Source organism: Geobacillus sp. WSUCF-018B (assembly GCF_002809985.1).
GTDB lineage: Bacteria > Bacillota > Bacilli > Bacillales > Anoxybacillaceae > Geobacillus > Geobacillus thermophilus.
In genome coordinates, this window is the sequence record NZ_PIJF01000035.1 from 25,125 (window position 1) to 34,151 (window position 9,027).

General features: G+C 50.5%; 10 protein-coding genes. 3 read left to right on the top strand and 7 right to left on the bottom strand.

The features are described from left to right. Positions 1-13 precede the first annotated feature (13 nt). The 4 genes from CV944_RS11290 to CV944_RS11305 form a co-directional block, all read right to left on the bottom strand. On the bottom strand, positions 14-1,264 hold the full coding sequence (locus tag CV944_RS11290; protein ID WP_100664204.1) for a hypothetical protein: 1,251 nt from the start codon (positions 1,262-1,264) through the stop codon (positions 14-16). After that, on the bottom strand, positions 1,261-1,470 hold the full coding sequence (locus CV944_RS11295; RefSeq protein ID WP_013146125.1) for a DUF2249 domain-containing protein: 210 nt from the start codon (positions 1,468-1,470) through the stop codon (positions 1,261-1,263). Before CV944_RS11295 ends, CV944_RS11290 begins: the two co-directional genes overlap by 4 nt. A 3-nt stretch (positions 1,471-1,473) precedes the next feature. Then, positions 1,474-1,707, bottom strand: coding sequence for a DUF2249 domain-containing protein (locus CV944_RS11300; RefSeq protein WP_014195085.1), 234 nt, complete (start codon positions 1,705-1,707; stop codon positions 1,474-1,476). A 237-nt stretch (positions 1,708-1,944) separates the two neighbouring features. After that, entirely contained in the window at positions 1,945-2,637 is a 693-nt protein-coding gene (locus CV944_RS11305; RefSeq protein ID WP_011230259.1) for a Crp/Fnr family transcriptional regulator, read from the bottom strand. Positions 2,638-2,869: 232 nt separating this feature from the next. On the opposite strand from CV944_RS11305, the gene CV944_RS11310 reads away from it, so the two are divergent. Beyond that, entirely contained in the window at positions 2,870-5,233 is a 2,364-nt protein-coding gene (locus CV944_RS11310) for a nitric-oxide reductase large subunit (RefSeq protein ID WP_100664205.1), read from the top strand. A gap of 307 nt (positions 5,234-5,540) precedes the next feature. Here the strand turns inward: CV944_RS11310 and CV944_RS11320 are convergent, their stop codons facing one another. Then, complete coding sequence (locus tag CV944_RS11320) at positions 5,541-6,353, bottom strand: hypothetical protein (protein ID WP_100664206.1); 813 nt, start codon at positions 6,351-6,353, stop codon at positions 5,541-5,543. A 446-nt stretch (positions 6,354-6,799) separates the two neighbouring features. Beyond that, positions 6,800-6,967, bottom strand: coding sequence for a hypothetical protein (locus CV944_RS17485; RefSeq protein WP_014195091.1), 168 nt, complete (start codon positions 6,965-6,967; stop codon positions 6,800-6,802). A 129-nt stretch (positions 6,968-7,096) separates the two neighbouring features. Here CV944_RS17485 and CV944_RS11330 point away from each other — a divergent pair, with 129 nt between their 5' ends. Together CV944_RS11330 and CV944_RS11335 are read left to right on the top strand one after the other, a co-directional pair. Continuing rightward, complete coding sequence (locus CV944_RS11330) at positions 7,097-7,330, top strand: DUF2249 domain-containing protein (protein WP_013523134.1); 234 nt, start codon at positions 7,097-7,099, stop codon at positions 7,328-7,330. Positions 7,331-7,437: 107 nt separating this feature from the next. After that, positions 7,438-8,016 carry a molybdenum cofactor guanylyltransferase gene (locus CV944_RS11335; RefSeq protein WP_233205000.1) on the top strand — a complete coding sequence of 193 codons (579 nt, stop codon included), beginning with the start codon at positions 7,438-7,440 and terminating at the stop codon, positions 8,014-8,016. An 89-nt stretch (positions 8,017-8,105) separates the two neighbouring features. Here the strand turns inward: CV944_RS11335 and CV944_RS11340 are convergent, their stop codons facing one another. Beyond that, the gene (locus CV944_RS11340) at positions 8,106-8,708 is read right to left on the bottom strand and encodes a response regulator transcription factor (protein WP_050582824.1); all 603 of its coding nucleotides are present in this window, start codon (positions 8,706-8,708) and stop codon (positions 8,106-8,108) included. Positions 8,709-9,027: the final 319 nt, after the last annotated feature.

Genomic DNA, 9,027 nt, shown 5'->3' on the forward strand with positions numbered 1-9,027 from the left:
CCTCCTCATTCGCTTATTTTCGGAAGACCGTTAAAATCGTTCCGGCAAAGGCAACGCTTAATCCAGCCAACAGCACTTGAGTGATGGCGAACAGCGGCACGCTCGCGACAGCAAGCGCAACGGCCGCCAGCGCGAGGGCGATGAGCCATAGGCGGCATTGGACGGTGACGGCTCGCTCATTCATCATTTGTTTTAACGTCGGCACGTTTTGTTGGCCGACTTTTTCGCTGTAGCGATGCGTCCACCATAAAAACGGCACGATTTTGAACAAATAGCCGACGATGCTGAAGAGAATCCAGCCGACAATGAATAGATAAACAATGATGCCAAGCAGCCGTCCGCTGCCGACGACGATGGCGACAAAGGCGGCAACGTGCAGCACAAGGCCGATGACGATGGCCGAAAGCGAAAAGCGGAACGGGCGGTCAAGCGTTTTTTTCATCCGCTTTTGCAAAATGGCGCGGATATGCCAGGCGAAAACAACGAATCCGCTCATGAGCAAGGCTGCACCGGCTATAAGCCATGCGTGGCTTCGTAAGAATAAGCTGGCGAACGCCACAGCAATCCCGCTGATGTACAGCGCATAGACGTAACGCGCCGGCCGCAGCGAAAAGCCGTGGGCGAGCGAGAACATCGGCGCCATTTTGTACGAAAAGCCTATGATGAGCAGTGTGAACCAGCCGCACAGCCCGAACAGCACATGCAAGCCGAACACCGTTTCATGACTGTTTGCGCCTGTGGCGGCGAAAAAGTGAAAGGCAAGCAGCCCTCCGGCGGCGCCCGTCAGCAGCAAAAACAACAAGGAAGTCGCGACAAACAGCGTCATGATCGTTTTGTTTTTTTGTTGTTTTAATGTCATCGCCATTTGCCAGACAAACAGCACGATGCCGAACAGCAGAAGCAAGCCAGGGAGAAACGCCTGGTTTGGCGTAAACGCTAAACTGGCGGCAAAGGCGACGATGCCGAGAGCGGTGATCGCAAACTGCCAAAAACCGAGCCGCTCGCTCCAAATCGGCGTCAAAAAGGCGACCGGAACGAGCTGGTACATCGCCCCCATGGCCGTCATCAATGCAAAGCCAAGCAACGCCAGGTGGGCCGCCGCCCACACGAACGGCAGCCGGAACGCGCCGCTGCTAAGTGAGGGAATCGCTCCAAGCAACATAAGCTGCGACGCGGCGAACGCCAACACGGCGAACATGATAAACGAGAACGGAAGACGGACGTCTGTTTCCGTCCCCGTGCGAGTAGGAAACACGTTGCTCATCCTTTCGTAATGCGGATTTCAAAACTGCCGTCTTCGCGTGCGACCGTCTCGTGCCGGTAGCCAAGCTCGTCAAGCTGCTCGTACAAAAACATCGGGCGGCGATCGTTAATGATCGTCAGCGTCTCCCCAGGATTCAGCTTAGCGAGGGCAGCGAGCGTCCGCATCATTGGCTGCGGCGGCTCGAGTCCGCGGTTATCGAGGATCATCGGTCATCCCCCCTGTTTGACAAACGTTACTCTCCAATGTTTTTTCTCGATTTGTTCGGCCTCGTACGTAAATCCTTTCGCTTTCATAATCGGAAACAACGGCAGCGGCTTGAACGGGGCGTGTAAAATGAACGTATCGCCCGGCTGCAGCGGCTTGATGGCGTTCATAATTTTTTCAAACGGTTCCCGCTTTTGCCGCAAATCTTCGCGTACATCGAGTTCAATCGTCACACCCATGCGCTTTCCCTCCTTTTTGACTATCATGATAATCATTTTCACTGTGGAATGTTGTGATATAGCTCACATCTTTCGGCCGAAACATGACATATTCCACTTTGGAAAAAAGGTTTCGTTTTCGTTTGAAAGGGCGGAATAGCATGTTCCAGAAAGATGGGCTTGCCGAAATGTTTGAAAGGAAACCCCATCAGCTCCATTGCGCATCCCGACCGGTGCCGGACGATGGGGAAAAAGGAGTTAGAAAAAGATTTCTTGTTCGAGCCCTTCGCGGTCAATCAAATAAAAGCCGTGTTCGTCGACGTCAATCAGCCCTTTCCGTTTCAGCTGGCTCAACGTGCGGCTCACCGTTTCCCGGGCGGTGCCGATCATGTTGGCCAGCTCGCGGTTTGTCACATGGGCGGTGAGACGGTGCCACTTCCCTTGTTTGACGGCGTTCGTGCGCGTCAGCCGCAACAAAAGCAACACGATTTGTTCGTACGTATTATGGAGCACTTGCGCTTCGAGCCGGTTTTGCAAATCAACGATTTTTTCGCCCATGACGCGAAACAGTTTTATGCAAAGTTCAGGGCTCGCCATCAGCACTTGTTCGAAATCGTGGATCGGGATCGCGATCAATGTCGCTTCCTCGACCACTTCGGCGTGGGCCGGATAGGTGCCTTTTAAGAAAAAGCCGGCATGCGGAAACATTTCTCCCGTCTGCAAAATCGAAACGATTTGTTCTTTCCCGCTGAAGTCCGTTTTATAAATTTTTACCGTGCCGGAATGAATGAAATAGACTCGCTCGAGCGGGTCGCCTTGCATAAAGACAAACGTCCGCGGCTTGTAAACGCGCACGTGGGAAATGGCAACCAGCGAATCAAGCTCGTAATCGGACAGTTCACGAAACAACGGAACAGCTTTTAAGCGGTCTTTCATCCAATGGTTCGCCATGGCGTTCTCTCCTTTGGAAATGTGACAAAAGTGTGGCGGCTGTCAACAGAGCATCGATGCTTTTCTCTTTTTGAACATCCGCGCCGTTTGGCCTTTTCTGCCTTCATTGTATACATTCTCACGCCATAAAGCTGTGATATAAATCATAACGGACATTTGCCCCGGCTCACAAACCGCCGAACGATCAGCGCGCTACAATGGGGGCGAACAAACGAGAAGGAGGTTGGCTCATATGGAAGTTCATCGATCCGTTCGCCCCAACATGCGGCCGGGGCGGCAAACGACCAACAGTTTTCTCAAATCGATTCTCATTTTCACTATTGTGATCAGCTTTACCGTCCTGCTTGTCGGCGGATATTGGATTTTTAAAGAAATGGCGCCGAGGCCGAAGGAAGTGCGCAGTGAAGACGGCCAAGTGTTGATGACGAAAGAAACGATCATCGGCGGGCAGGCCGTCTTCCAAAAATACGGGCTGATGGATTACGGAACCGTGCTTGGGCATGGGTCGTATATGGGGCCGGACTATACGGCGGAAGCGTTGAAAATTTATACGGAAGGCATGCAAGATTACAAAGCAAAAGAGCGGTATCACAAACCGTTTGCCGATTTAACCGCCGATGAGAAAACGATCATCCGCGAACAAGTCATCAAGGAAATGCGAAAAAATCGCTACAACCCGGTTACGGATGTTCTCGTCCTGACAGATGCGCAAGTATACGGGTTGGAAAAAGTGCGCGACTATTACCGCGACGTGTTCACCAATGGCGATGGTTGGGGATTGAAAAAAGGATTGATCAAAGAAAGCGACATGCCAAAATCAGGCCGTGCTTGGGTCGCGGACGGCGACCAAATCAAGCAAATTGCCGACTTTTTCTTCTGGACCGCTTGGCTGTCAAGCACGCCAAGACTTGGCGACCACATCACCTATACGAACAACTGGCCGTACTATGAGGACGCCGGCAATACGATGTCATTTTCCGCGGTATGGTGGAGCGGCGCGAGCGTCACGATTTTGATTTTGTTCATCGGGATCATTTTGTATGTGTTCCACCGCTATCAGTTAAGCATGCAAGAAGCGTATGCAGAAGGGAAGTTTCCAGTCATCGATTTGCGGCGGCAGCCGCTGACTCCGTCGCAAGTGAAAACGGGCAAATATTTCGTCGTTGTATCGGCGCTCTTTTTCGTCCAAACGATGTTCGGGGCGCTGCTCGCCCACTACTATACGGAACCGGACAGCTTCTTTGGCATCAAATGGATCTATGACCTATTGCCGTTTAACATCGCCAAAGGGTATCATTTGCAGCTGGCGATTTTTTGGATTGCCACCGCTTGGCTTGGTATGGGGATTTTCATCGCCCCGCTTGTCGGCGGGCAAGAGCCGAAAAAGCAAGGGCTGCTCGTCGATCTGCTTTTTTGGGCGCTTGTCGTCCTTGTCGCCGGCAGCATGATCGGCCAATGGCTTGGCGTCAACGGCTATTTAGGAAACGAATGGTTCCTGTTTGGCCATCAAGGTTGGGAATACATTGAGCTCGGCCGTATTTGGCAAATCATTTTGGTGGTCGGCATGCTCCTTTGGCTGTTCATCGTCTTCCGCGGCGTCAAGCGCGGGCTGAAGCGGGAAAGCGACAAAGGCGGGCTCATCCACTTGCTGTTTTACTCAGCCATTGCCGTTCCGTTCTTTTACATCTTCGCGTTCTTTATCCAACCGGACACAAACTTTACGATGGCGGACTTTTGGCGCTGGTGGATCATCCACTTATGGGTGGAAGGCATTTTTGAAGTGTTCGCCGTTGTTGTCATCGGGTTCTTGCTCGTTCAATTGCGGCTCGTAACGAAAAAATCGACGGTCCGGGCTCTCTATTTTCAATTTACGATTTTACTAGGCAGCGGTGTCATCGGCATCGGCCACCACTATTATTACAACGGTTCGCCGGAAGTATGGATCGCTCTTGGCGCGGTGTTCTCGGCGCTCGAGGTCATTCCGCTTACGCTCCTTATTTTAGAAGCGTACGAACAATATAAAATGATGCGCGACGGCGGGGTCAACTTCCCGTATAAGGCCACATTCTGGTTCTTGATCTCCACAGCGATCTGGAACTTGGTCGGCGCAGGGGTGCTCGGCTTTCTGATCAACTTGCCGGCGGTCAGCTACTTTGAACACGGGCAATTCTTAACGCCGGCTCACGGCCACGGAGCGATGATGGGCGTGTATGGCATGTTTGCGATCGCCGTGCTCCTTTACTCGTTGCGCAACATTGTCAAACCAGAGGCGTGGAATGACAAATGGCTGAAATTCTCTTGCTGGATGCTGAACATCGGCCTGGCTGGCATGGTTCTCATCACGCTTCTCCCGGTTGGGGTGCTGCAAATCAAAGAAGCGTTTGAACACGGCTATTGGGCGTCTCGTTCGCCTTCGTTTTTGCAACAAGATGTCGTACAAAATTTGCTGCTTGTCCGCTTCGTTCCGGATACGATCTTTTTAATCGGCGTCGCCGCCTTGCTTGTCTTTGCCATCAAAGCGATGTTCCATTTGCGCAAACCAACTCACGGCGAAGGGGAAGAGCTGCCGGCGGCGAATTTGGCGGAGGAAGAATAACAAAAACGGGCTGACCCAAAACGCGAATGCGTTTTGGGATTAGCCCGTTTTTACACGAAAATAGAAGAGAATCGTTCGTTTTCTGGCAGAATAGAGTTATCATAACCGCTATCGCCGGAAAAGGAGCGATTTGTTTATGAAACATCATCATAATTTTTGAAGAGTGTACCATGAATCATCTCACGTTGCCAGGCGATATCATTCCACTGGATCATATGGCTCATGTAGTTCACGAAATGGTCGAGCTTCTTTCTTACATAAAGGCCGCCGCACCTCAGAAAGGCAAGGAGAGATGCTTCCTCCTTGCTCATGTTGTCTTTATAAGACGAATGCTGGAAATTGCCGCTTCGTGTTCAATCGAACGCCTAGAAAGAAGATCTAAAATCCGTTCGTGCTTTTCCATGTTTTGTTCTATTTTCTTAACGATTTCATTTGTTTCAAGCACTGCTTGTTGGAGGAAAACAAATTCTTGCTTCGTGACCATATTGGCTTTGACATGATCTAATTCTTTCATTAGGTTGTTCTTTACGTCCTCAAGCTCCTGCTTGGTAGCCATGTTGGCTTTGATGTCTTCAAGCTCCTGCTTGGTAGCCATGTTGGCTTTGATGTCTTCAAGCTCTTGCTTGGTAGCCATGTTGGCTTTGATGTCTTCAAGTTCTTGCTTGGTAGCCATGTTGGCTTTGATGTCTTCAAGTTCTTGCTTGGTAGCCATGTTGGCTTTGATGTCTTCAAGCTCCTGCTTGGTGGCCATATTGGCTTTGATATCTTCAAGTTCTTGCTTGGTGGCCATGCTGGCTTTAATGTCTTCAAGTTCTTGCTTGGTGGCCATGTTAGCTTTAATATCTTCTAGTTCTTTTGAGAAGCTTTGTTTTACTTTTTCGAGCTCCTGTTTGGTGGCCATGTTGGCTCTAATGTCTTCGAACTCTTTTGTGAAACTATGCTTCACTTCTTCAAGTTCTTGTTTCGTTGCCATGTTGGCTTTAATATCCTCAAGCTCTGTTGTGAAGTTTTGCTTCACTTCTTCGAGTTCTTGTTTCGTTGCCATGTTTGTTTTGACGTCGCTTACTTCCTGTTCGATAATTTGGAGCTTGTCCAAAATTTGGTTCAATATCGCTTCCAAGGAAAATCCTCCCTTCTAATAAGATATATAGCAGCCATGGGAAAGCGGGTGGTGATGAATCGCTCCTTTCTTTTGAGGACTGGGGAAACGAGCGTGTAGAGTAAGTGGTTGAGGAAAGGGATGGGATTGTAGCGCAGAACAAATGAGGATCATCGTTCCCCATTCATATTATAAATGATTCACAGAAATTTGAAAATAACGTTTTGGGTCATTGTCGCTTTGCATCCGTCCAGGAAAAGGAGTGCGTTTTAGCCCGTACGGTCATGTTAATCCCGGCAGCGGCATTGTTTTGACGAAAATCGAACTTCCTTTATTAAGGTGAAACATGGGATTTAGTCGGAATCGTTCATGATCAATACACGATTTCATAAAGAAAGAGCTGACTCCAAAAGTCCGCTTTTTAGCGGATTTTTGGGTCAGCTCCCTTCGTTTATGAGCGTTTTCAATCACTTGTGGCATTTGTCCGGCGTGGTGTGTTCCATTTCCTTTTGCTTGTCATGGCACGGAAAGCAGTACAACGTCTCTGTTTCTCGGCTGACGACGCCATTTAAGAACCCATGCAGACAATGGATCGGCTTGCCGCATTGCGCGCAAAAGCCAACAAGCTCTTCCAACCGCCATTTCTCCTTTCATGGGGATTGAACATGTTCACCTTCGGGCTGTGACGCTCGTCACTACCGCCCAAGGCTCAAGCGGTTATGATAAAGTATATAATTCATTATACTACAAAGGAGGCCAATGTTATGAACCAATTTGCTGCCAAAATCCACGCCCCGGACTATCCGCCGCGCGATCGCCATCCGGCAATTTTTCGGCTGTTTGACAGTTTGAAGCCGGGGGAAGTGATGGAGCTGACGAATGACCATGACCCGCGTCCGCTGCAATACCAATTCATGATGGAGCGTCCGGATCAGTTTACATGGGAGTACTTAGAGGAAGGGCCGGACGTATGGCGGGTGGCCATCGGCAAAAAATAAATCATCCGCTCCATTGGGATTTCCGTCTGCAGGCGGAAATCTTTTTTTTCGCCGGTTCGTATGGTACGGTAAAAACAAACGATGGATGTCCGGAAAGGGGAAGCATGATGAAACAAACGATTGCCGGAGCGGTGCTCGCCGGCGGCCAGTCGCGCCGGTTTGGGCGGCCGAAGGCGTTTGCGTTGCACGAAGGAGCTCCGTTTTTCACTTGGTCCGTCGCGGCGCTGCGATCCGTCGCCGATGAATTGTACATCGTCAGCCACCCGTCGCTTATCGATGAATTCCGCCGCCAAACGGACATCCCGGTGCTGCTCGATGTGGAGCGCTGCCGCGGCTGTGGGCCGCTTGCCGGCCTTTACACCGTCATGGAACAGAGCCGAGCCGACTGGGTGTTCGTCCTGCCGTGCGACATGCCGTACATGCGGCGGGAAGTGGCGGAGCGGCTTGCTTCCTATATCGATCCGACGTTTGACGCCATCGTTCCACTCCATGGCGGCCGCCCAGAGCCATTGGTCGCTCTATACCATCGTCGGCTTCGTTCCGTGATCGCCGAGCTGCTTGACGCCGGCGAACGGCGGATGATCTCGCTTATTGACGGCGCCCGCGTCCGTTGGGTGGACGCCGAGCAACTTGCCGCAGATAGTGACGTCTGGCGCAATGTCAATACGGAGGAAGAGTACCGGTGAAGGGGGGATGGTGGCCGAAGCAGACACCACACTTGCCGTCCTTGACCACGGAATGGTTAGCAGCCCGAATCACCCACCACTAAACAGGGTTACTCAAGCAAGCCAAGTCTAAATGCTTTTCCGACTGCTCCCGCTCGTGATTTGACGCGAAGTTTTCGCAAAATGGAAGACACGTGGTGTTCCACGGTTCGTTTGCTGATGTTCAGTTGTTCGCCGATTTCGCTGTTTGTTTTGTCTCGAGCAATGAGATTGAGAACGGCCAATTCCATGTCGGTCAAGGGCGAGCCGTCATAGAAAGCAAGATCAGCCGGAAATGATTTCAGCCCACGATAGCTTTCCCGAATGGCGTGAATCAGGGTTTCGGCAGAGTCGCATTTGGATACAAAGGCATAGGCGCCTGCTTCGTGGACGGCCTGTACATATTCTGTACTGGCATCCCCCGATAACATGACCACTTTGCTTGCGGGGAATTGTGATGAGATGTTCTTTATCCAAATGAGGTTGTTTTCCCTTTGGCTCGGAGCATCGATGACAATGATATCAGGCTGGAAGTCAGCGACCTCCTTCTCTAGTTCGGTTGGAGAGAAGACGGCTCCCACTACTTCCATGTCGGGCTCGCGTTCCAAAAGCTGACGGATGCCATCTATGACAAGGCCATGATCCCCTATGAGCAAAATGTTGATTTTCACCATCGTTTCTCCTCCTTCCCCTGAAAAACGCAGCGAGCAGCGATGCATTTGGTTGGAACACGCGTTGCGGTGAAACATGGAGTTTTACAGGGGATAAGTGGTGTGCTGGTTTGATCCATGAGACCATTTCTCTCAACTTCATTCGTTAAAATTTTACAATATCAATCAATCTCTGTAAACGAAATTTCAAAAAATAGGTATTTTCCGTAATGAAATTTGCGGAAAAGTAACTATTCAGCCACATCATAAAGTGAGCTGAATATTTTCTTCTTTCCTTGTCTATGATGTGAATATTGATAGACAAGGAGGTGAATCGCATGTT

Coding starts and splice junctions, on each gene's coding strand:
- CV944_RS11340 (WP_050582824.1), bottom strand. CDS start 8,708: ATGGTGAAAATCAACATTTTGCTCATAGGGGATCATGGCCTTGTCATA.
- CV944_RS11335 (WP_233205000.1), top strand. CDS start 7,438: ATGAAACAAACGATTGCCGGAGCGGTGCTCGCCGGCGGCCAGTCGCGC.
- CV944_RS11305 (WP_011230259.1), bottom strand. CDS start 2,637: ATGGCGAACCATTGGATGAAAGACCGCTTAAAAGCTGTTCCGTTGTTT.
- CV944_RS11295 (WP_013146125.1), bottom strand. CDS start 1,470: ATGATCCTCGATAACCGCGGACTCGAGCCGCCGCAGCCAATGATGCGG.
- CV944_RS11300 (WP_014195085.1), bottom strand. CDS start 1,707: ATGGGTGTGACGATTGAACTCGATGTACGCGAAGATTTGCGGCAAAAG.
- CV944_RS11310 (WP_100664205.1), top strand. CDS start 2,870: ATGGAAGTTCATCGATCCGTTCGCCCCAACATGCGGCCGGGGCGGCAA.
- CV944_RS11290 (WP_100664204.1), bottom strand. CDS start 1,264: ATGAGCAACGTGTTTCCTACTCGCACGGGGACGGAAACAGACGTCCGT.
- CV944_RS11330 (WP_013523134.1), top strand. CDS start 7,097: ATGAACCAATTTGCTGCCAAAATCCACGCCCCGGACTATCCGCCGCGC.